At 69.8% G+C, this 25045-nt stretch carries 23 protein-coding genes and 1 tRNA gene; 15 read left to right on the top strand and 9 right to left on the bottom strand.

The window, feature by feature from the left end; all coding sequences use genetic code 11:
• Positions 1 to 7: 7 nt before the first annotated feature.
• From HF995_RS05690 to HF995_RS05680, 3 genes are read left to right on the top strand one after another with little or no spacing between them, the layout of a single operon-like run.
• The gene (locus tag HF995_RS05690) at positions 8 to 1030 is read left to right on the top strand and encodes an ABC transporter ATP-binding protein (protein ID WP_168446769.1); all 1023 of its coding nucleotides are present in this window, start codon (positions 8 to 10) and stop codon (positions 1028 to 1030) included.
• The gene (locus HF995_RS05685; RefSeq protein WP_168446768.1) at positions 1027 to 1884 is read left to right on the top strand and encodes an ABC transporter permease; all 858 of its coding nucleotides are present in this window, start codon (positions 1027 to 1029) and stop codon (positions 1882 to 1884) included. The genes HF995_RS05690 and HF995_RS05685 overlap by 4 nt, the downstream gene beginning before the upstream one ends.
• Positions 1881 to 2723, top strand: a complete 843-nt coding sequence (locus tag HF995_RS05680) for an ABC-2 family transporter protein (RefSeq protein ID WP_168446767.1) — start codon at positions 1881 to 1883, stop codon at positions 2721 to 2723. The genes HF995_RS05685 and HF995_RS05680 overlap by 4 nt, the downstream gene beginning before the upstream one ends.
• A gap of 76 nt (positions 2724 to 2799) precedes the next feature.
• Here HF995_RS05680 and HF995_RS05675 read toward each other — a convergent pair whose 3' ends face one another.
• Positions 2800 to 3828 (bottom strand): hypothetical protein, encoded by a 1029-nt coding sequence (locus HF995_RS05675; RefSeq protein ID WP_210727077.1) that lies wholly within the window; start codon positions 3826 to 3828, stop codon positions 2800 to 2802.
• Between the two features lie 120 nt (positions 3829 to 3948).
• On the opposite strand from HF995_RS05675, the gene HF995_RS05670 reads away from it, so the two are divergent.
• Positions 3949 to 4488 (top strand): peptidylprolyl isomerase, encoded by a 540-nt coding sequence (locus tag HF995_RS05670; RefSeq protein WP_168446766.1) that lies wholly within the window; start codon positions 3949 to 3951, stop codon positions 4486 to 4488.
• Positions 4489 to 4688: 200 nt separating this feature from the next.
• Complete coding sequence (locus HF995_RS05665) at positions 4689 to 5387, top strand: rhomboid family intramembrane serine protease (RefSeq protein WP_350308747.1); 699 nt, start codon at positions 4689 to 4691, stop codon at positions 5385 to 5387.
• Between the two features lie 231 nt (positions 5388 to 5618).
• On the opposite strand, the gene HF995_RS05660 is transcribed toward HF995_RS05665, so the two are convergent.
• Complete coding sequence (locus HF995_RS05660) at positions 5619 to 5921, bottom strand: cell division protein CrgA (protein ID WP_350308746.1); 303 nt, start codon at positions 5919 to 5921, stop codon at positions 5619 to 5621.
• A gap of 127 nt (positions 5922 to 6048) precedes the next feature.
• On the opposite strand from HF995_RS05660, the gene HF995_RS05655 reads away from it, so the two are divergent.
• From HF995_RS05655 to HF995_RS05640, 4 genes are read left to right on the top strand one after another with little or no spacing between them, the layout of a single operon-like run.
• Entirely contained in the window at positions 6049 to 6801 is a 753-nt protein-coding gene (locus tag HF995_RS05655) for a DUF881 domain-containing protein (RefSeq protein WP_168446763.1), read from the top strand.
• Positions 6798 to 7553: a class E sortase gene (locus tag HF995_RS05650; protein ID WP_350308745.1), complete on the top strand. Its 756-nt coding sequence runs from the start codon at positions 6798 to 6800 to the stop codon at positions 7551 to 7553. Before HF995_RS05655 ends, HF995_RS05650 begins: the two co-directional genes overlap by 4 nt.
• A complete protein-coding gene (locus HF995_RS05645) occupies positions 7553 to 7744 on the top strand; it encodes a hypothetical protein (protein WP_168446762.1) in 192 nt (63 codons plus the stop codon). Before HF995_RS05650 ends, HF995_RS05645 begins: the two co-directional genes overlap by 1 nt.
• Positions 7745 to 7776: 32 nt before the next feature.
• Positions 7777 to 8403, top strand: coding sequence for an aminodeoxychorismate/anthranilate synthase component II (locus tag HF995_RS05640; protein ID WP_168446761.1), 627 nt, complete (start codon positions 7777 to 7779; stop codon positions 8401 to 8403).
• Positions 8404 to 8479: 76 nt separating this feature from the next.
• On the opposite strand, the gene pknB is transcribed toward HF995_RS05640, so the two are convergent.
• From pknB to HF995_RS05605, 7 genes are read right to left on the bottom strand one after another with little or no spacing between them, the layout of a single operon-like run.
• The gene (pknB, locus tag HF995_RS05635; protein ID WP_168446760.1) at positions 8480 to 10567 is read right to left on the bottom strand and encodes a Stk1 family PASTA domain-containing Ser/Thr kinase; all 2088 of its coding nucleotides are present in this window, start codon (positions 10565 to 10567) and stop codon (positions 8480 to 8482) included.
• Positions 10567 to 12378 (bottom strand): serine/threonine-protein kinase, encoded by a 1812-nt coding sequence (locus HF995_RS13595; RefSeq protein WP_350308744.1) that lies wholly within the window; start codon positions 12376 to 12378, stop codon positions 10567 to 10569. The genes pknB and HF995_RS13595 overlap by 1 nt, the downstream gene beginning before the upstream one ends.
• Complete coding sequence (locus HF995_RS05625) at positions 12375 to 13823, bottom strand: peptidoglycan D,D-transpeptidase FtsI family protein (RefSeq protein ID WP_168446759.1); 1449 nt, start codon at positions 13821 to 13823, stop codon at positions 12375 to 12377. The genes HF995_RS13595 and HF995_RS05625 overlap by 4 nt, the downstream gene beginning before the upstream one ends.
• The gene (locus HF995_RS05620; protein ID WP_168446758.1) at positions 13820 to 15331 is read right to left on the bottom strand and encodes an FtsW/RodA/SpoVE family cell cycle protein; all 1512 of its coding nucleotides are present in this window, start codon (positions 15329 to 15331) and stop codon (positions 13820 to 13822) included. Before HF995_RS05620 ends, HF995_RS05625 begins: the two co-directional genes overlap by 4 nt.
• 16 nt (positions 15332 to 15347) lie before the next feature.
• Positions 15348 to 16712: a PP2C family protein-serine/threonine phosphatase gene (locus HF995_RS05615; RefSeq protein ID WP_168446757.1), complete on the bottom strand. Its 1365-nt coding sequence runs from the start codon at positions 16710 to 16712 to the stop codon at positions 15348 to 15350.
• Positions 16713 to 16719: 7 nt separating this feature from the next.
• On the bottom strand, positions 16720 to 17190 hold the full coding sequence (locus HF995_RS05610; RefSeq protein ID WP_168446756.1) for an FHA domain-containing protein FhaB/FipA: 471 nt from the start codon (positions 17188 to 17190) through the stop codon (positions 16720 to 16722).
• 10 nt (positions 17191 to 17200) lie between these two features.
• Positions 17201 to 17911, bottom strand: coding sequence for an FHA domain-containing protein (locus tag HF995_RS05605; RefSeq protein ID WP_168446755.1), 711 nt, complete (start codon positions 17909 to 17911; stop codon positions 17201 to 17203).
• A 219-nt stretch (positions 17912 to 18130) separates the two neighbouring features.
• On the opposite strand from HF995_RS05605, the gene HF995_RS05600 reads away from it, so the two are divergent.
• From HF995_RS05600 to HF995_RS05575, 6 genes are all read left to right on the top strand, one after another.
• Positions 18131 to 18213, top strand: a tRNA-Leu gene (locus HF995_RS05600).
• 251 nt (positions 18214 to 18464) lie between these two features.
• The gene (locus tag HF995_RS05595) at positions 18465 to 19268 is read left to right on the top strand and encodes a succinate dehydrogenase cytochrome b subunit (RefSeq protein ID WP_350308743.1); all 804 of its coding nucleotides are present in this window, start codon (positions 18465 to 18467) and stop codon (positions 19266 to 19268) included.
• Entirely contained in the window at positions 19265 to 21223 is a 1959-nt protein-coding gene (locus HF995_RS05590; RefSeq protein ID WP_168446754.1) for a fumarate reductase/succinate dehydrogenase flavoprotein subunit, read from the top strand. The genes HF995_RS05595 and HF995_RS05590 overlap by 4 nt, the downstream gene beginning before the upstream one ends.
• On the top strand, positions 21220 to 21969 hold the full coding sequence (locus HF995_RS05585) for a succinate dehydrogenase/fumarate reductase iron-sulfur subunit (RefSeq protein WP_168446753.1): 750 nt from the start codon (positions 21220 to 21222) through the stop codon (positions 21967 to 21969). The genes HF995_RS05590 and HF995_RS05585 overlap by 4 nt, the downstream gene beginning before the upstream one ends.
• 164 nt (positions 21970 to 22133) lie before the next feature.
• A complete protein-coding gene (gene aspA / locus HF995_RS05580) occupies positions 22134 to 23591 on the top strand; it encodes an aspartate ammonia-lyase (protein ID WP_168446752.1) in 1458 nt (485 codons plus the stop codon).
• Complete coding sequence (locus HF995_RS05575) at positions 23588 to 24913, top strand: anaerobic C4-dicarboxylate transporter (RefSeq protein ID WP_286189214.1); 1326 nt, start codon at positions 23588 to 23590, stop codon at positions 24911 to 24913. Before aspA ends, HF995_RS05575 begins: the two co-directional genes overlap by 4 nt.
• Positions 24914 to 25045: the final 132 nt, after the last annotated feature.

Below are 25045 nucleotides of genomic sequence, written 5' to 3'. Positions count from 1 at the left end.
CAGGGCCGTGATCAGCAGCTACGAGAGGTTCACCATGATCGTCGTCGAGGATCTCGTCCGGGAGTTCGAGATCACCGTCCGTGAGCCAGGCCTCAAGGCTGCACTGCGCTCGATCGTGAAGCGCGAGCACCGCACCGTGACCGCCGTCGAGAACGTCTCCTTCACGGCCGGCGGCGGACAGGTGCTCGGCTTCCTCGGACCGAACGGCTCCGGGAAGACGACGACGCTCAAGTGCCTCGCGGGTCTCCTCACGCCCACGTCAGGTCGGGTCGAGGTCCTCGGGCACACGCCCTCCCGACGGGACCCGGAGTTCTTGCGGCAGCTCGGCTTCGTCATGGGGCAGCGCTGGCAGCTGCACATCGACCTGCCCGTCATGGAGTCCTTCGAGCTGCACCGCGTCACGTACGGGCTCGGGCGCCGCGAGTACGAGGACAGCCGGGACGAGCTCATCGAGATGCTCGGGCTCGGACCGTTCGTCATGCAGCAGGCGCGCAAGCTCAGCCTGGGTCAGCGCATGCGCTGCGAGTTTGCAGCGTCGCTCATGCACCGGCCCCAGGTCGTCCTCCTCGATGAGCCGACCCTGGGCCTCGACTTCGAGGCGCAGGTGCAGATCCGCGAGTTCGTCGCCGAGTACGTCGCGCGCACCGGAGCGTGCGTGCTGCTCACCTCGCACTACCTCGCGGACATCGAGGCCCTGTGCCAGGAGGTCATGACGATCTCGGGCGGTCACCTCACCTACCGCGGGCCGCTGCGCGACGTCCAGGCGATGGCGAGCGACACGAAGCGGGTCCGCGCACAGCTCGTCCGGCCGATGCCCGAGTCAGAGCTCTCCGAGCTCGACCTGGGCGGCGACGTCGACGTCGTCGACCACTCGGCGACCGAGCTCGTGCTCGAGGTGCCGCGCGGGCGGACAGGGCACGTGGTCGGACGCCTCGAGCAGTCTGACGCCGTGTCTGACCTGACCATGGTCGACCCGCCGCTCGAGGAGACGCTGCACCAGCTCTACCAGCGCACCGGGGCGGAGGCGTGACCGCGCCGGTCGCGGTCACCGTGCCGCAGGCACGAGAGCTGCAGAGGACACCGGTACGCGGCGCGCGCTACGTCGCGCGCGTCACGGGAGCCGTGCTGCGAAGCGAGCTCCAGGCCAGGGCCGCCTACCGGGCACAGCTCGCGATCGGGGCCCTCGGCTGGGTCGTCCCGCTCGCCTTCATGGCACTGTGGCGCGGTGCGTCCGACGACGGCGCCGTCAGCGGTGTCACGCAGGCACAGTTCACGACGTACTTCGCGATCGTCCTCGTCACGACGAGCCTCTCCCTCGGCGGAGGGATCATCTTCGGCCTCTCCGACCGGCTGCACGACGGCAGGTTGTCGGCGATGCTCCTGCGGCCGTACCACCCGGTCATCGTCCCGGCCGCGGAGGAGCTCGCGAGCAACGTGTACCGTCTGCCGATGCTCGTCGTGGTCGTCCCGACGATCATCATCGCCGCCGGCGGTCAGACGACGGGGAGTCCCAGCGACGTCGCGCTCGCCGTCGTCGTCACCGTCCTCGGCGTCGCGGCGTCGTCCTACCTGAGCGCGATGGTCGCGACGATCGCCTTCTGGATGACGAAGGCGCACGGCGTCCAAGGCCTGCTCTTCGGGGCAGAGTGGGTCCTCGGCGGGATGATCTCGCCGATCGCGCTGCTTCCCGGGGCGCTGCCGGCGATCCTCGCGCACCAGCCGCTCTGGTACGCGTGCGGTGCGCCCGCGGAGATCGTCGCAGGCATGGGAGACCACTCGTGGTGGCTCGTTGTCGAGTGCGCGGCATGGATCCTCGTCCTGCACCTGATCTTCCGGCAGGTGTGGAGACGCGCGCTGCGCAAGCACGAGGCGGTCGGCACATGAGCGCGCAGACCGACGCCGTCACGCGCGAGCAGGAGCGGACCCAGGTCGGCAGCCTGCGCCACACCCTCGCCGTCGTGTGGTGCGGATGGCGAGCAGCGCTGTCCGGTGCCGCCGAGTACCGCGGCGACCTTGTCGTCGGCACCCTCGTGTCGCTCGTCTGGCTCGGGGTCTCCGCCGTGCCGTCGATCGTCGTCACGCTGCACACCGACGGTGCTGGGGGCTGGACGCTCCCGCGCCTGATGTACCTCCTGGCCATCTGGTACCTCATGGACGCGGTGATGTGGATCATCATCATGCCGAACATCGGTCAGTGGGGCAGGCAGGTACAGACCGGGGCGCTCGACGCCGTGCTGCTGAGACCCGTGCGGTCGCTCGTCATGTGCTCGTTCGGCACGCTCGGCGTCCAGGACCTGCCGAAGATCCTGCTGGCCGCAGCGCTCGGGGTCGGTGCCGTGGTGCGCGGAGGGGGCCCGGCGTCGGTCGGCGCGCTCGTCGCGAGCCTCGTGTGCCTCCTCTGCGGCCTCGTGCTCATGTGGGCGTTCGGCGTCCTCACGAGCTACAAGGTGCTCACCCAGGTGCAGTTCGACGCGAGCTTCCTGCTGCACGCGGGCCACAACCTCGCGCGTGTCCCCACCCCGCTGTACGGCCGCGCCATCCAGGTTCTCCTGACGTGGGTCGTCCCGGTCTCGTTCGTCGCGACCGTCCCTGCGCAGATGATGTTCTCGATGGCGTCGGCGTGGATGGTCGTCGCGGCCGTGCTCGTCACGGCCGCAGTCGTCCTGCTCGTCGTCGTGCTCTGGAACAGGGAAGTGCGGCGGTACTCCGGTGCTATGAGCTGACTGGCAACGCAACGCAGACGACGACGGCGCCGCACCCGACCGGGTGCGGCGCCGTCGTGGCGGCAGGTGGCGAGAGTCAGGCCTCGCCGTCCGCCTTCTCGACCGTGTCGGTGCCCGTTGCGGGCCCGGGGACGTCATCGGTGGCGGCCGGCTTCGGCTTCGCCGGAGCCTTGGGCTTCGGTGCTGCGGAGCGCACCTTCTCGGCCGCCTTCTTTGCCGACGCCTTGACCTCGTCGACCTTCTCAGCGAGATCCTCGCGAGCCTCGGCCGCCTTCTCCGCGAGCTCCTCGGCAGTCTCCTTCGTCTTGGCCACCGTCACGCCGGCCGCCTCGCCCACGACCTCAGCCGCGTGGCCGACGGCGTCCTTCGTCTCCTCGACGAAGTCGTCGAACGTGCTGCCCTCGACCTTCTCCCACGGCTCTGCCCACGGGTCGACCTCAGGCTGGGACTTCTTCCAGACGACGTACGCGCCTCCAGCAGCGGCTGCCGTCCCCGCGACCCACCAGAACGCCTTGCCCTTGCCGCCCTTGTTCTGCGCCTTCTCGGCGCTCTTCGCCGCCTTCTCCGCGACGACGGCGAGCTTGTCGGCGCTCTTGGCCACGCGCTCGCCCGCAGCAGAGGCGACCTTGCTGGTGCTGTTCCCCGCCTTGTCCGCGACGTCGTCGGCCACGCGCGCGAGCACGTCCGCGGCGCTCTCCGCCGCGTGCCCGGACTTCTCCGCAGCGGTCGCTGCCGCCGCGTTGAACGCTGCCACGAGGCGCGGCAGGTAGTCCTCGACCAGCTTGTCGTGCGCCGTGTCGATCACCGGTGCCGCCTTGAGAGCCGCCTTTTCGACCTGGGGCGCGGCCGCCTGGACGCCGTCGTCCCATGCCTTCTCGATGCGCGGCTGAAGCCACTCGCGGAACGCCTCGAGCCGGGGCTGGCTCCAGTCGAGCGCCGCCGCAGCGGCATCCTTCGCCTGGTTCGCGAGGTGCGCCGCGACCTGCGAGGCCTGCGCCCCCGCCTCGCTGACAGCCGCAGCAGCGGCTGCCGCCTGGTCCTTGACCTTCTCGGAGTCGATCGTCTCGAGGGCTTCCCGGGCCGAGCTGCGAATGCCGTGCGACATGTGTCCTCCTGAGCGGTGACGTGCCTGTGCGTGGTTGTCCTCTCTACTCTGCCACCAGAGCGACCCTCCCGCACCGGTCCCACGGCGTCTTTGGGGCGTCCTCGTGGGAGAATGGCGCTCATGTTCGCAACCCTGCACACCACTTCTGGTGACATCCGCATCGAGCTGTTCCCGAACCACGCACCCAAGACGGTCGAGAACTTCACGGGTCTCGCGGCCGGGTCCAAGTCCTGGACGGACCCCAAGACCGGCGAGTCCTCCAACGCGCCGTTCTACGACGGTCTGGTGTTCCACCGCGTCATCGACGGCTTCATGATCCAGGGCGGCTGCCCGCTCGGCACGGGCACCGGTGACCCGGGCTACAAGTTCAACGACGAGATCCACCCGGAGCTGCAGTTCTCCGAGCCCTACCTGCTGGCCATGGCCAACGCAGGGACGCGCCGCAACCCGATCACGGGTGAGGCCGAGGGCACCAACGGTTCGCAGTTCTTCATCTCCGTCGCGCCGACCCCGTGGCTCAACGGCAAGCACACGATCTTCGGCAAGGTCGCCGACGACGCCTCGCGCGCCGTCGTCGACGCGATTGCGAGCACGCGCGTGCGCCCGGGCGACCGCCCCGTCGAGGACATCGTGATCAGCTCGGTGACCATCGAGAACTGATCGTTGACAGCAGCGACCCCGAGGGCCGCCGCAACCCCAGGAGCGAGAGCATGACGAGTGCACACGACGGGGCTGCGGCGGCCCCTGTCTGTCCCCGCCACCCGGACCGGGTGTCCTTCGTGAGCTGCCAGCGGTGCGAGCGACCTGCCTGCCCCGAGTGCCAGCGGCCCGCCGCGGTCGGGGTGCAGTGCGTCGACTGCGTGAGGCAGCAGCAGAAGGCCGCGCGCCCGGAGCGGTCCGCGCTCGGTGCGCGGGTACGGACCCAGCGTCCGGTCGCGACGGTCACGATCATCGCGCTGTGCGTGCTCAGCTTCGTGCTGCAGAACGCGCTGCCCTTCGACGCGTGGACCGGGCGGTGGGTGTTCACGCCGTGGATCGCCGACGTGCAGCCCTACCGCTTCCTGACGACGGCGTTCCTGCACTCGGACTCGATCTTCCACATCGCGTTCAACATGTACGCGCTCTGGATGGTGGGACCGGTCCTCGAGCGCCTGCTCGGGATCGGGCGCTTTGTGTCGTTGTACGTGCTGACCGCGATCGCCGGATCCGTCGGCTACCTGCTCCTCGCGTCGCCGACGAGCGCCTCGTGGGTGACGATCGTCCCCGGCGCGTCCGGCGCGATCTTCGGTCTGTTCGGGGCCTTCATGGTGGTGCTCCGGCGCTTCGACGCGAGCAGCACGCAACTCTATGCGGTGATCGGGATCAACTTCGCGCTCGGGTTCTTCCTCCCGGGCATCGCGTGGCAGGCGCACCTGGGCGGGTTCGTCGTCGGCGTCATCATGGGCGCTGGTTACGCATATGCGCCTCGGGAACGACGGACGCCGTGGGCGTTCGCGATCCCCGTGCTCACGGCCGCTGTGCTCGCGGCAGCCACGATCGTCAAGTACGCCGCCCTCTAGCTGGCTGTGGAGAACTTCGGCCTTCCACAGTTCTCCACAGGCTTGCTCACAGGTGTGGAATTACATCCGTGTAGTTATCCACACCCTTGTCCACCGCTGGGGACAGGGCGCTGGGGAAGAGCCTGATCTGTGCACGGCCCTCGGGACGCGAGCCGCGCATGCGCTGACCAGACCCCGGAACGACGGACGGCGCCACCCTCGAGAGGGTGACGCCGTCGCGACGAGGCGCGGCTACTTCCAGCGAGTCGTCAGACCGAATCCCGCGATCATCAGGGCGAAGCCCACCACGAGGTTGTAGTTGCCGATCGGCAGCGGGTACTGCATCTGCGCCAGGTAAGCCACGACCACGTACACCAGACCGGCGATCATGAGGCCCAGCATCGTCGGGACGAGCCAGCGCGGGTTGCCCGTCGTCGCAACCTTCACCGGCTTGCTGCCCGACTTCGCCTTCTTCGCCTGCTCCTTCTTCACGGAAGGTGGCAGGACGACCTTCTCGCCCGCGTTGTCGTTCTCGGACGACTTGGATTCGGTCACGGAGACGGCTCCTGTCCTGCTGCTGTGTCGGGTCAGGCGGACCATGACGATCCGCAGTTCACCCCATAGCCTAGTGGTCCTGCCGTAACATGCCCCGCAGGTCGAAGCCGTGGAAGGGAGTGCCGCCATGCGTGACGCCGTCGCGGGCGGCCAGCGACCGGTGCGAGCCACCGTCGCGGTCACCCTCGTGCTCGCGCTCGCAGGCCTCCTGTTCACCGCCAACGCGCGGCTCTCCCGCAGCGGCGGAGAGCGCCACGCGACCAACCTCGCCGAGCTCGTCGAGATCGAGAACGACCGCGTTCGCCAGCTCGGGGAGCAGGTCGACCAGATCACCGCCGAGATCGACGGCATCCTCGCCAACCCCACCGTCGTCGACACACCCGAGGACGAGAACATCGCCCAGAGCGACGCGATCATGGCAGGGACGGTCGCCGTCACAGGCCCGGGCCTGAGCGTCACGCTCGACGACGCGCCTCCGTCCACGCCCTTGAGCGCCACGGTGCGCCCGGACTCCCTCGTCGTCCACCAGCAGGACCTCGAGGCGGTCATCAACGCCCTCTGGGCCGGCGGTGCCCAGGCGATGACGCTCCAAGGGCAGCGCGTCACCGTGTCGACGGCGTTCCGCTGCGTCGGCAACGTCCTCTCGCTCGGAGGCCGGGTCTACTCTCCGCCCTACCGCGTCGAGGCGATCGGGGAGCCCACCGCTCTCGAGGCTGCGCTCGGCGCGTCGCGCGAGATCCAGATCTACCGTCAGTGGGTCGACAGGGTCGGCCTCGGGTGGAGCGTCGACGTGGCTGACAGCCTCGAGATCCCTGCCGGAAGCCTGCCTGCCGAGCTCGCTCAGGCGCAGGTCCCCGCGGGCGTCGACGTGCTGCCGTGACGGACGCTGCGCAGAACGGGCAGCCAGCCCCGAAGCGACGCAGTGCGAGCGACGTCATGTTCGGCGTCGTCGGCGTCGTGGGCGAGCTGCTCATCACCCTCGGCGTCGTCCTCGGTCTCTTCGTCGTCTGGCAGCTGTGGTGGACCGACGTCCAGGCAGCCCGAGCGCAGGAGCAGATCGTCGCCGGGCTCGACTGGCCCCGACCCTCGAGCGCCGAGGCACCCGCCGCAGGGCTGCGGACAGACCCACCCCCCACCCTCGACGAGCCCACGCAGGACGGCGACACGATCGCGCTCCTGAGCGTCCCGCGCTGGGACGGGCAGGACGCCGTGACCGTCCGGCAGGGTGTCGACCGTCCCACGATCCTCGACACCGGTTCGGGTGGGCACTACCCCGGGACAGCCATGCCCGGCGGGGTCGGCAACTTCGCCGTCGCAGGGCACCGCACCACGTACGGCAAGCCGTTCAACCGGATCGCGGAGCTCGAACCGGGAGACGCTCTCGTCGTGCGCACAGCCGACCTGTGGTTCGTCTACCGCGTGACCGAGCACCGCATCGTCCTGCCCGAGCAGGTCGACGTCGTCGCGCCCGTGCCCGGCAAGCCCGGCGCCGCGCCCGAGCGCGCGGCGATCACGCTCACCGCCTGCCACCCCATGTTCTCGGCGCGCGAGCGTTACATCGTGCACGGCGAGCTCGAGGGGTGGATGCCGGTCGCGGACGGCGTCCCCGCCGCCCTCACGGAAGGAGCATGATGTACGGAGCGTTGTGGCGGGCACTCCCGGGGCCAGCATGGGCGAAGATCCTCGTCCTAACGATCCTCGCGGTCGTGCTCGTCGCGATCGCCTTCGAATGGCTGTTCCCGCTCGTGGCGGAGCACATGCCGTTCAACGAGCAGACCGTCGAGCAGGCCTCGGCAGTCCTGCCCGCGCTGCCCCAGTCCTGAGCCCGACCCCGTTACGAAGCACGAGGCCACCCATGACGCGCATCCTTGTCGTCGACAACTACGACTCCTTCGTCTACACGATCGTCGGCTACCTCGGCCAGCTCGGCGCCGAGACGGTCGTGGTCCGCAACGACGACGTGCCTGCGCCCGAGGAGTGGCAGGGGATCGACGGTGTGCTCGTGTCCCCCGGCCCCGGGACGCCTGCCGAGGCCGGTCAGAGCCTCGACGTGATCCGCCACTGCGCCGACGCCCGCGTCCCGATGCTGGGCGTCTGCCTCGGCCACCAGGCTCTCGGTGAGGTGTTCGGGGCGACGGTCACGCACGCGCCCGAGCTGATGCACGGGAAGACGAGCGAGATCGAGCACGACGGCACCGGCGTGCTCGCGGGCCTCCCCGTGCCGTTCACCGCGACGCGCTACCACTCGCTCGCCGTGGTGAACGCGACGGTTCCGGCAGAGCTCGAGGTCACCGCGACGACGAGCTCGGGGATCATCATGGGGCTCCAGCACCGCGAGCTGCCGCTGCACGGCGTGCAGTTCCACCCGGAGTCCGTGCTGACGCAGGGTGGGCACCGCCTCTTCGCCAACTGGCTCGAGCTGGCAGGCCTCGAGGGTGCGGTCGAGCGTTCAGCCGGGATGGCGCCGCTCGTGCGCATGTGACGCTGACATACGTCGAGAGCCCCGGACCACCACATGGTGGTCCGGGGCTCTCGTGCGTCACAGCGAGACGCTCAGGTCACTGCTGAGGATCGCCCTCGCCGGTCGGCTCGCCAGCGGGCGGCGGCGAGTCGGTGTTCGTCGGTGCCGGGCCTGGCCCCTTGGACACGAACAGGGTGATGACCGTGCCCTCGTCGACGGTCGTACCGCCCCGCGGCGACACGCCCATGACGAGGCCCGCGACGAACTCGCTCGAGCTCTCCGCCTCGATCGTGACGTCCGGGAAGCCGGCGGCGCGCAGCGCCGAACGTGCCTCGGCCTCGGTCATACCGACGAGGTTCGACGGGATCGTGAGCTGTGCCGGGGGGATCTCCTCGGCGATCGTCAGCGTGATCGTCTGCCCGTGCTGCACCGGTCCGGCCGACGGCGACTGGTCGATGACCGTACCGGGTTCGGCGGTGTCGGGCTGCGTGCGGGTGTCGACGGAGATCTTGGTGCCGGCGACCTCCTTGATCTTCGCCTTCGCCTCGTCGACGGTCATGCCGACCAGCTTGGGGATCTCGACGGTGCCGTCCGACAGGTAGATCTTGACGACCGTGTCCTTGGGCAGAGTCTCCCCGGCTGCGGGGTCCGTGCGCGTGACGCGGTCCTTGTCGATCTGTCCGCCGGACTCCGACTCCGTCGACGTGGCGATCTGGAAGCCTGCTGCGGTGAGCTTCGCCCGTGCGGAGTCCTGGTCGAGCCCTGACACGTCCGGGATCTGGGCCGCGTCCGGACCGCTCGAGAACCAGACAGAGACGGTCGATCCGGGAGCGACCTGTGCGCCCGCGTCCGGGTCGGACCGCGTGAAGATGCCCTCCTCGACGGACGACGCCTCGGTGCCCTTCTTGATCTTGAGGTCGAACGCCGTGAGCGCGGCTGTCGCCTCCTCGGCGTTCATGCCGGTCAGGGTCGGCACCGCGACCGTCTTCACGTCGTCGTCCTGCGGGAGGAAGAGGATCGCGAGGATCGCGACGACAGCCACGACGGCGACCGTGATGAGCGTCCACAGGAGCGTCTTGCGCTTGCGCGAGTCCTTGTCCGCGACGGCGCCGTTGCCGGGCCTGGGCTCCGCCGGGGCAACGAGGCCGGTCGGCTCCCAGCCAGATGTGGTCGCGGCCACGGGGACGGCCGCACCGACGGGCGCAAACGCTTGCGTGGCGGCATCCGTGCCGCCCATGACCTGCGTCGTCGGCTCGCCCAGCGGCGGGAGCGCCGACGCGGCCGCAGCGGCCATGACGGTGCCGAGCGGGCCAGCCTGGACCCGGCCGCCGTGCTGCGCCGACTCGAGGTCGGAGCGGAACTCTGCCGCGGTCGAGTAGCGGGCTTCCCGCTCCTTCGCGAGCGCCTTGAGCGCGATGCGGTCGAGCACCTCGGGGACGTCGCCGGCGATCGCGGAGGGACGCTGCGGCGCCTCACGGACGTGCTGGTAGGCCACGGCGACGGGCGAGTCACCCGTGAACGGCGGACGCCCGGTGAGGAGCTCGAAGAGCAGGCAGCCGGTCGAGTACAGGTCCGAGCGTGCGTCGACGGACTCGCCGCGCGCCTGCTCGGGGGAGAGGTACTGCGCGGTCCCGATCACGGCCTGCGTCTGCGTCATGGTCGCAGCGGAGTCGGCGACCGCGCGGGCGATGCCGAAGTCCATGACCTTGACTGCGCCCGTGGGCGTCAGCATGACGTTCGCGGGCTTGATGTCGCGGTGGACGATCCCGGCCTGGTGCGAGTACTCGAGCGCGGACAGCACGCCTGAGACGATCTCGACGGCCTCGTCGATCGGGACCGCGTGACCGTCGCGCAGGATGTCGCGCACGGTGTGGCCCTCGACGTACTCCATGACGATGAACGGGACGTGCGAGACGGCGCCCGAAGGCTCGGTGTACGTCTCCTCGCCCGTGTCGTAGACCGCGACGATCGCCGGGTGGTTCAGGGCGGCCGCGGACTGGGCCTCACGGCGGAAGCGAGCCTGGAAGCTGGGGTCCCGCGCGAGGTCCGACCGCAAGATCTTGATCGCGACGGTGCGGCCGAGCCGGGCATCGTGGCCGATGTGAACCTCGGCCATGCCACCACGGCCGATCAGCTCACCGACCTCGTAGCGGCCGGCGAGGATTCGGGGTGCGTCGTGCGCCACTACTCGTCCTTAGGAGTTGTCGGGATGAGGAGCTCGTCGTGTGACGACGGCCCCGCGTAGGCAATCTTGTCATCTTCGAGCGTCGCGGTGCTCATGAGTACCGTTCCGAGCCCGATGCTGGCCGCCGCCGCGTCGGCGTCGCCACCGCCAGTCGCCGCCTTGACGATCAGAGCGATCACGATGATCACCCCGACTGCGACGAGCCCCAGGAGGGGCCACGACAGGTTTCCGAGCCGCAGCCCGGTGCTCGTCGAGAACCTACGCACCTCGTGCGCGCTGCGCCCGGTGGGCGGCGGAGGGACGGGCGCCTGCGGTCGGTGGACCGACACCGGGGGGAGCGACGGCGGAGGTGGCACCGGCGGCAGGGTCGGGTCGAACGACGCAGGAGCGTCCGTCGACGGCATCCGCGGTCGCCACGCCTCCGCGGCCCGCAACGGTGCTGCGGTGTCGTGCGCAGACCGTGCGGACTGGACGCCCGGGGACGACGAGACCGAGGGGGCTGCGGGAGACGGCACCGCCCGTGCTGGTGCCGGCGGCGGCGGGACGGCTCGGCTCGGCCGAGCCGGGAGCGTCGCGTCGCGGCTCACGGCGGCCGACGGTCCCGGCACGCCGGGCGCCGGAACGCCCGTCGCCGCCGGTGCTGCAGCCGAAGGTGCGGACGGCGCTGCGGCCGAGGGAGCCGACGGCGCTGGCGCTGCTGCCGACCGCGCGGACGGGGCTGACGGCCCCGTCTCGGACACCCCGCGGCCGTGCAGCTCGCGGCGCGTCATCGGACGCTGTGGCGGGAAGGATGGCGGAAGGTCTGCGCGTGCGCGCCGGGCCGAGCGTGACGCGAGCACGGGAGCCGGCTCCTCGGCCGAGAGTGCCGTGCGCGTGGAGTAGGTCGTGTGGACCGTCGCCGCGATGCGGGACGGCTCGGGTGTCGCCGGGCTCGTCGTGCGCTGGCTGTGGCGGCTGCGGCTCGCCGACAGGTGGCCGTAAGGGTCCTCGTCGATGCTCTCGGCGAGCTCGTCGAGCAGCCGCGCGAGCGTCGCTGCCGAGCGTGGACGCTTGACCGGGTCCTTCTCGAGCATCTGCATGACGAGAGCGGCGAGGTCGACGTGCACCGTCGCCGGGAGGGGCGGGACCGCTTCGTTGACGTGCGCGACCGCGATGTCGACCGCCGTCGCGCCCGTGAACGGACGGTGCCCGACGATCGCCTCGTAGGCGACGATGCCGAGCGCGTAGATGTCCGAGGCGCCGGTCGCGGGCTTGCCGATCGCCTGCTCGGGTGACAGGTACTGGGCGGTGCCCATGACCATGCCCGCCGCGGTCATCGGCACCTGGTTGGCCCCGAGCGAGACCCCGAAGTCCGTGATCTTCACGGTCGAGCCGTGCTCGAGCAGGATGTTGCCCGGCTTGACGTCGCGGTGGACGACGCCGCCGACGTGCGCGGCGTGCAGGCCCCGCGCCGTCTGGGACAGGATCGGCAGGAGCCTGCGCAGCGGGAGGATCGGCTCACGTTCGAGGAGGTCGCTCATCGGCTCGCCGACGATGAGCTCGAGGATCAGGTAGCCGGAGCCGCCCTGCTCGCCGTAGTCGAACAGCTGGGCGATGTTCGTGTGGGAGAGACCGGCGGCGTTGCGCGCTTCCGTGCGCAGGCGCTCGAGGAAGTCCTCGTTGCCCGCGTACTCCTCCTTGAGGACCTTCGCGGCGACGTCGCGGGCGAGCGCGAGGTCGTGGGCGACCCACACCTCGCCCATGCCGCCGACGGCGATGAGGCGCACGAGGCGGTAGCGACTGCCGAGGACGAGTCCTGCGACGGGCTTCACTTGATCACCGCCTGCATGATCGCGCGGCCGATCGGCGCTGCGACGGCACCGCCGGTGCCCTCGCTGCCGAGGTCACCGCCGTTCTCGACGATGACGGCGACGGCGATCTGCGGGTCGTCTGCAGGCGCGAAGCCGACGAACCAGGCGTGCGGCGCTGCCTCCGAGGTGGTCTGCGCGGTGCCGGTCTTGCCGGCGACCTTGACGCCGGAGATCTTCGCGCCGGTGCCCGAGCCACGCTCGACGACGCCCTGCATCATCTGGTTGAGGGTGGCCGCGGTGCCCGTGCTGACCGCGCGGTCGAGCGCCTTGGGCTCGGTCTCGGAGACGACGTCCAGGTCGGCGTCCCGCACACGCTCGACGCTGTACGGCTGCATGGGCACGCCGTCGTTCGCGATCGTCGCGGCGAGCATCGCCATCTGCATCGGCGTCGAGCGGACGTCCTTCTGCCCGATCGAGCTGAGGGCGACACCGGGGGAGTCGATGTCGGTGGGGAAGACGGACGCCGCGACGCGGTGCGGGACTGCCTGCTGCTCGTTGAAGCCGAACTTCTCGGCGGTCTCACGGATCGCGTCCTGACCGATGTCCATGCCGAGCTGTGCGAAGGCGGTGTTGCAGGAGATCCGCAGGGCGTCGGCGAGCGTCATCTCGCCCGACGGCGAGCATGCGACACCACCGAAGTTGCCGAGCGTCGTGCTCGTCTGCGGGAGGGGCAGGTCCTTCGGTGCGGCGATCATCGTCTCGGCGTCGACGGTGCCGGCCTCGAGGGCGGCCGCCGCGACGACCAGCTTGAACGTCGAGCCGGGGGGATACGTCATGGACGTCGCACGGTTGACGAGCGGGTTGTCCGGGTCGGCGAGCAGCGCCTGGTACGCCTCGTTGACGCCCCTCGACGAGTGCGCAGCGAGGTCGTTGGGGTCGAAGCTCGGCTTCGAGACCATCGCAAGGATCGCGCCTGTGCGCGGGTCGATCGCGACGGCGGCGCCCTTCTGCTTGCCGAGCGCGTCCCACGCGGCCTTCTGGGCCGCAGCGGACAGGGTGAGCTCGACCGACGAGCCCTTCGGCTGGCGGCCCGTGATGAGGTCCTGGACCCGCCGGATGAACAGGGAGTCCGCGGTGCCGTTGAGGACGTCGCTCTCGTACTTCTCGATCCCGGAGGTGCCGAACACGATGGAGAAGTAGCCCGTCATCGGGGCGTACAGAGGGCCTTCGCTGTAGGAGCGCTGGTTGCCGAACGCGTCGTCGGACGGCTTGGAGGAGGCGATCGCGGAGCCGTCGACGACGATCGGGCCGCGAGGCAGCCCGAACTCGCGGTAGATCGTGCGGATGTTGCGGCTGTCCGCGTTGAGCGCGGGCGCCTGCAGCACCTGGATGTTGGTCGCGGCGATCATGACGGCCATGAGCAGCACGAACGCGACGACGGACAGACGGCGGATGGCGGCGTTCATCGGTCCTCCTCCGTCCGCTCGACGTCCTCGGCGGTGCGCGCCACCGGCACCACCTCGGTGACGTCGGTCGCAGGGTGCTCTGCTGCCGGGGGTGCGGGCACAGGGAGGGGGATGGCGTCGTCAGGCTCGTCGTCCTCCAGGTCGTCCTCGTGCATGGAGACGGGGCTCGCGCCGCGGACGGGCAGCGGCGTCGGGCGGCGAGCGTTGTCCGAGATGCGCAGGAGGAGGGCGACGATGAGCCAGTTCGCGAGGAGCGAGGATCCGCCGTACGCGAGGAACGGCATCGTCAGGCCGGTCAGGGGGATGACGCGGGTGACCCCGCCGACGACGACGAAGACCTGCCACACGAGCACGAACGCGAGGCCGGACGCGAGGAGCTTGCCGAAGCCGTCGCGCACGCCCACCGCGATGCGGAAGCCGCGCTGGACGACCACGCCGTACATCACGAGGATCGCGAGCAGGCCCGTCAGTCCGAGCTCTTCGCCGAGCGACGTCGTGATGAAGTCCGACTCGGAGAAGACGACGAGAGTCGGGTGGCCGTGGCCGAGACCGGTGCCGAGGAGGCCGCCGGACGCGAGCCCGAACAGGCCCTTGACGAGCTGCTCAGAGCCCGGGAGGGCGGAGTAGACCTCGGGGTCCATCGCGTCGAGCCAGATCGTGAACCGGGCTGCGACGTGCGCGAACGACTTCGCGGCGAGGACGGCGCCCCCCGCGAACATCATCAGGCCGATGATGATCCACGAGACGCGTTCGGTCGCGACGTAGAGCACTGCGACGAACAGGCCGAAGAACAGGAGCGACGTGCCCAGGTCGCGCTCGAGGACGAGGACCGCGATCGACACGGCCCACACGACGAGGATCGGCCCGAAGTCGCGCAGCCGCGGCAGCTGGAGCCCGGCGACGCGCGGGCCGGCAAGAGCCAGCGTGTCCCGGTTCGTCACGAGGTAGCCGGCGAAGAAGATCGCGAGCGCGATCTTCGCGAGCTCGGCCGGCTGGAACGAGGAACCGCCGATGTTGATCCAGATGCGGGCGCCGTAGACCGAGGTGCCGAGGCCCGGGACGAGCGGCAGGAGGATGAGCACGAGCGCGGCGATCATCGCGGTGTACGTGAAGCGCCGCAGGAGGCGGTGGTCACGCAGCAGGATCAGGAGCGCCGCAGCGGCGACGACACCGAGCGCGGTCAGGCCCAGCTGCTTCGTCGCGAGCGACGAGTCGCCCTTCGCGAGGTCGATCCGGTAGATCATCGCGAGACCGATGCCGTTGAGCGCGACGACGACCGGCAGCAGAACCGGGTCGGCGTAGGGCGCGACGAACCGCACGATGAGGTGCAGCACCGCAGCGAGCAGGACGAGAGCCCCGCAGTGCAGGTAGAAGTCCGCGGGCAGCTCGTCCGTCACGGCGAGGCTCACCTGCGCGTAGGCCCCCATGCCGACGGCGATCGCGAAGACCAGCAGCAGCAGCTCGCGACCTCGACCCGGAGCGGTCTGGCTCGGTTCGACGGTCGCCATCACGTCAGCCTCACCGTCACGGGGCCACCGTCGTGGTCTCGGGGGCGGGCGGCGTCGCCGCAGGCGGGAGCGTGGGTGTCGTCGTCGGCTGGTCCGTGGGGGCCGGGCTCAGCGACGCGTCCGCGGCCGCTGCGGCGAGCGAGAGGGCGCGGCTGCGCGCCTCGGTGAGCGAGCTCTCGGGGATCGTCTGCTCCAGACGCTCGACCATGAACGCGTCGAGGGACGTGACCGCGATGTTCGTGCGCTCGACCTCGGACGACAGCTTGATCGGGCCGGCGGTCTGCGGGATGCCGCGGAAGATCGCGACGACGCCGTCAGCCACGCCGACGTAGTACTGGGTCTGCGTCCAGCGGTACCCGCCCCACGCGCCTCCGCCGAGGAGCACGAGCACGACGAGGAGACCGAGGACCCGACCGGCACGGCGCTTCTTCCGACGGGCGGGCAGCGCCGAGAGGTTCGCCTCTTCGCCAGGGGCGTCCTTGTCCTCGGCCGTCTCGGGCTCGTCGTCCTCCGCGGTCTCCTCGGCGCTCGCGACGAGCGCCGCGGCTCGGGCGGCCGGTCCGTCGGCGGCGGCCGACGGGATGTTGCGCTCGATCGCGGCGGCGCCCGCGACCTGCACGGACGACGTCGGCTCGATGCCCTCGGGGAGCTCGTCCGGGTCGAGCACGTCGGCGACGATGCACGTGATGTTGTCGGGGCCGCCGGCGCGCAGCGCGAGCTGTACCAGCCGCTCCGTGCACAGATCCGGGTCCTCGACGTCCACGAGCGTCTGCTGCATCGTCTGCTTCGAGACGTACCCGCTCAGGCCGTCCGAGCAGAGGAGCCAGCGGTCGCCCGGGCGCCCTTCGCGGACCGAGACGTCAGGACGCAGGTCCAGGCCGAAGTCGCACAGCACGCGCATGACGACGGAGCGCTGCGGGTGGACCTCGGCCTCTTCCGCCGTGATCTTGCCCGTGTCCACGAGGTGCTGGACGAAGGTGTGGTCGGTCGTGACCTGCGTCAGCTCGCCGTCGCGCAGCAGGTAGGCGCGCGAGTCGCCCATGTGGGCCATCGCGAGCTTCGTCCCGGTGCGCAGGATCGCTGTGACGGTCGTGCCCATGCCGGAGAGGTCGGGCTCCTCGGCGGTCCGCGCGACGAGCGCCTCGCGGGCGACGACGAGCGCACGCTCGAGCTCCTCGACGGCGTCGTCCGAGCCGAACGAGTCGTCGTTGAGCGGCGCGAGGGTCGCGACCGCGATCGACGACGCGACGTCGCCGCCCGCGTGGCCGCCCATGCCGTCCGCGACGACGAGGAGGTTGGGGCCGGCGAAGCCGGAGTCCTGGTTGTTGGACCGGACGAGCCCCACGTCGGAACGGAGGGCGTAACGAAGGGCGATCGACACGGGCCGGTTACCTCTGCAGTTCCAGGACGCTCTGGCCGATCCGCACGGGGGTGTCGATCGGAAGGATGGTGGGTTCGTTCAGACGGTGCCCGTCGACGAACGTGCCGTTCGTCGACCCCAGGTCCTCGACCACCCAGTGATCCCCCTGGGGGAAGATCCGGGCGTGGCGCGACGACGAGTAGTCGTCGTCGAGCACGAGCGTGCACGCAGGCGCGCGGCCGATGAGGACGGCAGACGTCGACAGGGGGATCGTCGTGCCCGACAGGCGGCCCTCGGTGACCACGAGCCTGGTCGCCTGCGGGGCGACGGGCTGGCTGGGCCGGACCGGGTTGCGTCGCGGGGCGGGGCGGTCGGTCGGTCGTGCGGTGATCCGCGTGCCGTAGATGTCCTTGCGCAGGACGCCGATCGCGGCGAAGACGAAGAGCCAGAGCACCGCCAGGTAACCCAGCCGCAGCAGGGTGATCGTCAGCTCGCTCATGGTTCTCGTGTCACCGGCCCGTGGCGTCGTCGTCGGTCGTGCCTGTCCAGAACATGATGCGGGTACGGCCGATCGTCAACGAGTTGCCGTCCAGGAGTGTCGCGGCCGGCACCTGGTGACCTTCGACGAACAGGCCGTTCGTCGAGCCGAGGTCGGACGCGATGACGCCGTCGGGCGTGATGCGGATCTCGAGGTGCTTGCGGCTGACGCCCGGGTCGTCGACGACGATGTCGGCCTCCGAGCCGCGGCCGATCACCGTGACCGGCCCGGTGAGGAGGTAGCGCTGGCCGTCGATGTCCACGAGAGGGTGGCGGGCGCTCGGGCTCGCCGAAGCGGGGGCGACCGATCCGCGAGTTGTGCGCGAGCGAAGCTCGAAGCGTCCCGGCTGCAGGTCGTCGTAGCGCTCGAAGGTGACCGTCACGGGGCCGGCGAAGGCGTAGTGCTGCGACGCGGCGTAGTCGGTGACGTTGGCGGCGAGCTCGTCTGCCATCGTCTCGGCGCCCCACGAGTCGACCTGCTCGAAGTCCTGCGGGGACAGCTGGATCGTGAACTCGTTCGGCACGATGGTGCGCTCGCGGTCGACGACCGCCGCACGGTCGTCCACCTCGCGCCGCAGGGCGCTGGCGAGGTCGACCGGCTTGAGCTCGCTGCGGAAGACCTTGGCGAACGCCGTGCTCACCGCGCGCTCCACGCCCTTCTCGAATCTGTCGAGGACGCCCATGCCCACCTCCTTCGTGCTGTCGTCGGATCGAGGTCCGTGCAGGGTGCTGCGCCGTCCTTCCGGCTGATCCGGAGGGTCGGCAGGCGCAACGATCCCTTGTGATCGTATCGGTCAACCTCCTCGTCAGTGGTGCGCACGTGTGTGAACACGGTGGGGATAGCGCGATTGGTGGAGCAGAACAGGCGCGTGTTAGTCTTCGATGCGCTCCTCGGAGCGTATGCGTGAGTGGCGGAATGGCAGACGCGCTGGCTTCAGGTGCCAGTGCCCGCAAGGGCGTGGGGGTTCAAGTCCCCCCTCACGCACGCAGACTAGGCCTCGAACCTCTGGTTCGGGGCCTTCGTCTTTCCCCGGAACCCTGACGGAGTCCCTATAGCCCGACGAGAGTCCCGACGACGATGTCGGACCTGCGGCTGCGACGCCCGCACACCATGTCGGGATCGTCCGACATAGGTCCTGTTTTCCCCGGCCGACCGGGGGGCAACCGGGGGCCGGAAGTCCCACCGGAATGTGATCCGGCCCACTTAGCGTGGAGGGAACTTCAAGGGAGAGACCAGTGGACGACGCGAAGCCCCAGACGACTGCTCCGGTTGACGTGCCACGCCAGCCCCGGACCCTTCCTGGCGGCGAGGCCTCGGCGCTCGCGCTCGGCCGCGTGACCGATCAGCGGATCCGCAAGGCACCCAAGGTCCCCTCGTGGGCCCTCAAGGTGACCATGGCCATCACCGGCACGATCTTCGTGGCCTTTGTGTTCGCGCACATGGTCGGCAACCTCAAGGCGTTCATCGGCCCCGAGGACTACAACCACTACGCGCTGTTCTTCCACACAGCCCTCTACCCGCTCCTGCCGGTCGACGCGATGCTCTGGATCCTGCGCATCGTCCTCTCCGTCAGCCTCGTCCTCCACGTCGGAGCAGCGGTCACCATCGCCCGGCGCGCCAGGGCCTCCCGAGGCAGCTTCCGTCGCAAGAAGCTCAACCTCCGGTCGTTCGGCGCCCGCAACATGCTCGTCAGCGGATTCGTGATCCTCGGCTTCCTCGTGTTCCACCTGCTCGACCTGACGGCCGGCAAGGTCGTCGCGACCGACGACTACCGTCACGTCACCCCGGACACGTCCTACGCCTACGAGAACCTCATCGCGAGCATGCAGCGGCCCTGGTCCGCAGCGATCTACGCGATCACGCTCCTGATCCTCACGGTCCACCTCGCGCACGGGATCTGGACGGTCGTCTCCGACCTCGGGGGGACGGGACAGCGGCTGCGCAAGATCGGGGTCGTCGTCGCAGGCCTCGTCGCCCTCATCGTCCTGGTCGGCAACATCCTCCTGCCCATCGCCATCACGACCGGAGTGCTGTCATGACGTTCGAAGCCCCCGACAGCTCCGTCCCCGGCGTCGAGCCCGGATCGATCCTCGACGGCCGCGTCCCCGACGGCGACCCGCGCACCGCGTGGGAGCGCCGCCGCCTCTCCTACAAGCTCGTCAACCCGAACAACCGCCGCAAGTTCCGCGTCATCGTCGTCGGCACCGGGCTCGCCGGCGCTGGCGCGGCGGCAGCCCTCGGCGAGCTCGGGTACGACGTCCATGCGTTCACGTACCACGACGCCCCGCGCCGCGCGCACTCCGTCGCCGCCCAGGGCGGCATCAACGCGGCCCGGGCCCGCAAGGTCGACAACGACTCCGTCGACCGGTTCGTCATCGACACCGTCAAGGGCGGCGACTTCCGCGGACGCGAGGCCGACGCCTTCCGCCTCGGCGAGGAGTCCGTCCGCGTCATCGACCACATGAACGCGATCGGAGCGCCGTTCGCCCGCGAGTACGGCGGCCAGCTCGCCACCCGTTCGTTCGGCGGCGTCCAGGTCTCCCGCACGTACTACACGCGTGGGCAGACAGGTCAGCAGCTCCAGATCGCCTCCGCGCAGGCCCTCCTGCGCCAGGTCGACGCCGGCACCGTCACGCTGCGCACCCGCCACGAGATGCTCGACCTCATCATCGAGGACGGTCGCGTGCAGGGTGTCATCATGCGCAACCTGCTCACCGGTGAGATCAGCGCGCACACCGCCCACGCCGTCATCCTCGCGACCGGCGGCTACGGCAACGTCTTCTACTTCTCCACCCTCGCGAAGAACTCCAACGCCTCAGCCGCCTGGCGAGCAGTCCAGCGCGGCGCGCTCCTCGCGAGCCCGAGCTTCATCCAGTTCCACCCGACCGCGCTGCCCGTGTCGAGCAAGTGGCAGTCCAAGACCATCCTCATGAGCGAGTCGCTGCGCAACGACGGTCGCATCTGGGTCCCCGTCGACCCGGACGACAAGCGCGCACCCGGCGACATCCCTGAGGACGAGCGCGACTACTACCTCGAGCGCAAGTACCCCGCGTTCGGCAACCTCACCCCCCGCGACGTCGCCTCGCGCAACGCGCACGAGCAGATCCGCGCAGGCCGCGGCGTCGGCCCGCTGAAGAACTCCGTCTACCTCGACTTCCGCGACGCCATCAAGCGCATCGGGAAGAAGAAGATCGCCGAGCGCTACGGCAACCTCTTCGAGATGTACACCCACGCCACCGGCGAGGACCCGTACACCGAGCCCATGCGCATCGCCCCCGGCGCCCACTTCACGATGGGCGGCCTCTGGTCCGACTACGACCAGATGACCTCCCTGCCCGGCCTGTTCGTCGGCGGCGAGGCTGGATGGGGCTACCACGGCGCCAACCGCCTCGGCGCGAACTCGCTGCTCTCGGCCTGCGTCGACGGCTGGTTCACCCTGCCGTACTCCGTGCCGAACTACCTCGCGCCCCTGCTCGGCAGCCAGCGCCTCCCCGACGACGCGCCCGCCGTCACCGAGGCCCTCGACCGCACCCGCGACCGCGTCGACCGCCTCATGTCCGTCCAGGGCGAGCACGGCCCGACGTACTTCCACCGGCTCCTCGGCGACATCCTCTACGAAGGCTGCGGCGTCGAGCGGACCCGCGAGACCCTCACGACCGCGATCGACAAGATCCGTGCGCTGCGGACACGGTTCTGGACCGAGCTGCGGGTCCTCGGCGACGAGGACCGGCTCAACCAGGAGCTCGAGAAGGCGGGCCGCGTCGCGGACTACCTCGAGCTGGCGGAGCTCATGTGCGTCGACGCCCTCGACCGCGAGGAGTCCTGCGGCGCACACTTCCGCGCCGAGCACCAGCAGGACGGCGAGGCCGTGCGCGACGACGACCGCTGGGCGTTCGTCTCCGCGTGGGGCGTCCCCGGCGACGGTCGGCACGTCCGGCACGCCGAGCCCCTGGCGTTCGACGCCGTCCCGCTGACGAGGAGGAACTACAAGTGAGACTCGTGCTCGAGGTCTGGCGACAGGCCAACCCCGCAGACCAAGGCCGCTTCGAGACCCACGAGGTTGACGACGCCACCCCCGAGATGTCCGTCGTCGAGCTTCTCGACCGCCTCAACGAACGCCTTGTCGAAGAGGGACGCGAACCCTTCGCGTTCGAGTCCGACTGCCGCGAGGGCATCTGCGGCGCGTGCGGCGTCACCGTCGACGAACGGCCCCACGGCCCGCAGCCCAACACGCCGTCGTGCCACCAGCGCCTCAGCTCGTGGACCGACGGGCAGACCGTCCGCATCGAGCCGCTGCGCTCGCGCGTGTACCCGGTCGTCCGCGACCTCGTCGTCGACCGCTCCGCGCTCGACCGCGTCGTCAAGGCCGGCGGCCACATCGCCGTCCAGGCAGGCACCGCGCCTGACGCCGACACGACCCCGGTCGACCACGCGCTCGCCGAGATGGCCCTCGACTTCGCGGCCTGCATCGGCTGCGGCGCCTGCGTCGCCGCGTGCCCCAACGGCGCCGCGCACCTCTTTGTCGGCTCCAAGCTCGCGCACCTCGCCGCCCTCCCGGGCGGGAAGAAGGAGCGCGGACGGCGCGCCCGTGCCATGGTCGACGAGATGGAGCAAGACTTCGGCCCGTGCTCCTCCTACGGCGAGTGCGCCGACGTCTGCCCTGCAGGCATCCCGCTCGCGGCGATCGCCGTCGTCAACCGCGAGCGGATGAGGGTGGTGCTGCGCGGCAGGAACGACTGAACGACCGACCCGGGCGGAGAACGTGCTCCGCCCGGGCCACAGCAGGGCGCCGTCCGCGCCCGACAGAATCACCTAGGGCGGCAATGACGCCGCCGGACCGGCAACGACGCCGGTCACGCCTAGCGTGAGCAACGACGCTCATGCCAGACGGACGGAGAAGAGAGATGACCCAGCAATTCCGCACAGAGGTCGACCTGCTCGGCCCGAAGGACGTGCCTGCCGACGCCTACTACGGCGTCCATACCCAGCGTGCCATCGAGAACTTCCCCATTAGCTCCGCGAAGATCAGCGACGTTCCCGAGTTCGTGCGGGCGATGGTCATGGTCAAGAAGGCCTCCGCGCTCGCGAACAAGGACATGTTCACCCTCCCCGCGGACGTCGCCGACTCGATCGTCGAGGCGTGCGACCTGATCCTCGAGGAAGGTCGCTGCATGGACCAGTTCCCCGTGGACGTCTTCCAGGGTGGCGCTGGCACGAGCGTCAACATGAACACCAACGAGGTCGTCGCCAACCTCGCGCTCGAGCTGCGCGGCCTGCCCAAGGGCAGCTACGACGTCATCAACCCGAACGACCACGTCAACCAGTGCCAGTCCACGAACGACGCGTACCCGACCGGGTTCCGCCTCGCCGTCCACACCGTCGTGGAGGGGCTGCGCGACGAGCTCGGGCTGCTGGCCGAGGCGTTCGAGAAGAAGAGCGTCGAGTTCGCTGACGTCCTCAAGATGGGCCGCACCCAGCTGCAGGACGCCGTCCCCATGACGGTCGGTCAGGAGTTCGGCGCCTTCGGCCTCCTCATGCGCGAGGAGATGCGCTACCTGGCTCGGCAGATCGAGCTGCTGCTCGAGGTGAACCTCGGCGCGACCGCGATCGGGACGGGCATCAACACGCCGCTCGGCTACCCCGAGAAGGCGTCCGCGCGCCTCGCCGAGGTGACCGGGCTGCCGTTCGTCACAGCGGAGAACCTCATCGAGGCGACCTCCGACACCGGCGCCTACGTCGCGGTCCACGCCGGGCTCAAGCGCGTCGCCGTCAAGCTCGGGATGATCTGCAACGACCTGCGCCTGCTGTCGTCCGGTCCTCGCGCCGGCCTCAACGAGATCAACCTCCCCGAGCTGCAGGCCGGATCGTCGATCATGCCCGCCAAGGTCAACCCGGTGCTGCCGGAGGTCGTGAACCAGGTCTGCTTCAAGGTCATGGGCAACGACGTGACCCTCACCATGGCCGCCGACGGCGGGCAGCTCCAGCTCAACGTCATGGAGCCCGTCATCGCGCAGTGCGTGTTCGAGTCCGTGAGCCTGCTCCGCAACGCCGCCCGGGCGCTGCGTGAGAAGTGCATCGACGGCATCACCGTCAACGCCGACGTGTGCCTGCGCTACGTCATGAACTCCATCGGGATCGTGACCTACCTCAACCCGATCATCGGTCACCACAACGGTGACCTGGTCGGCAAGGAGTGCGCCCGCTCCGGACGGTCCGTGCGAGAGGTGGTCCTCGAGATGGGGCTCCTCGACGAGGAGACGCTCGACGAGATCCTCTCGCCGGCCAACCTCATGAGGCCGCACTACAGCGGCCACCTCTACAAGTCTGACGACGACGTGACAAGGCAGGTTGACGCACGATGATGATCGCAGTGCAGTTCCTGGTCGTCCTCGCGGCCATCTTCCTCGGTGCTCGCCTCGGCGGCATCGCGATCGGTTTCGCCGGTGGTCTCGGCGTTCTTGTCCTCGCCATGCTCGGTGTGACGCCGGGAGCCATGCCTCTCGACGTCGTCTCGATCATCATGTCCGTGATCGCGGCGATCGCCGCGATGCAGGTCGCCGGAGGTATGGACTACCTCGTCGACCTCGCGGACCGGGCGTTGCGGAAGAACCCGAAGCACCTCAACTTCCTCGCCCCGGTCATCACCTACCTGATGACGATCATGGCGGGCACCGGCCACACCGCGTTCTCCACGATGCCGGTCATCACCGAGGTCGCCAAGGAGAACAACATCCGCCCCGCGCGCCCGCTGTCCATCGCGGTCGTCGCGTCGCAGATCGCCATCACGGCCTCACCGATCTCCGCGGCCGTGGTCTTCTTCTCCGGGATGCTCGAGGAGGGCAGCACCGGCGTCGACTACATCGGCCTGCTCGCCGTCGCGATCCCGTCGACGTTCCTCGCCTGCATGGCGACCGCCGCGATCATGATGGCGATCGACAAGATGCGGGGCACGACGAAGCTCGACACGCTCCCCGAGTATCAGAAGCGCCTCGCCGAGGGCACCGTCGCAGCACCGACGGGGCGCAAGGAGCGCGACATCAAGCCGGGCGCGAAGCTCTCGGTGCTGATCTTCTGCCTCGGCCTCGTCGTGGTCATGACGTACGCGACGATCATCTCGGACAAGGTCGGCCTCATCGAGGAGCCGGTCATGGGCCGTGACGCTGCGATCATCTCGATCATGCTGTCGATCGCGACGATCATCGTCGTCTGCTGCAAGGTCAACACCTCGGAGATCCTCGGGGCGTCGACGTTCAAGTCCGGTATGAGCGCGTCCATCTGCGTGCTCGGTGTCGCCTGGCTCGGCACGACGTTCGTCAAGGCGCACGAGGAGGAGATCATGACGGCGTCCTCCGACATCCTCAAGGAGAACACCTGGCTGCTCGCGGTCGTCCTGCTGTTCGCTGCGGCGCTGCTCTACTCGCAGGCAGCGACGTCGAAGGCGCTCATGCCGACGGCGCTTGCGATCGGCGTCTCGCCGCTCGGCATGGTCGCAGCGTTCCCGGCGGTGTCCGCACTGTTCATCCTCCCGACGTACCCGACGCTGCTCGCAGCCGTCGAGATGGATGACACGGGATCGACGCGGATCGGGAAGGCGGTCTTCAACCACCCGTTCCTGGTCCCGGGCCTGATCAACATCGCGATCGCGGTGGCGCTCGGCTACCTGTTCGGGTCGTTCATCCTCTGACCCGCTGACAGGACGGCCCTCGCACGCGACCCGTGTGGGGGCCGTCTCTGTGCGTGCTGCCGGTGCCGACCTGACATGGTTCGACGGCGATCGGGCGGCGCCAGCGGGGCGTCTGCCCAGGCCGATACGATC

Origin of the sequence: Sanguibacter hominis ATCC BAA-789, assembly GCF_012396185.1 — a bacterium.
Taxonomy (GTDB): domain Bacteria; phylum Actinomycetota; class Actinomycetes; order Actinomycetales; family Cellulomonadaceae; genus Flavimobilis; species Flavimobilis hominis.
The sequence above is the reverse complement of the archived record's forward strand: the minus strand, read 5'-3'. Positions and strand labels throughout refer to the sequence as shown.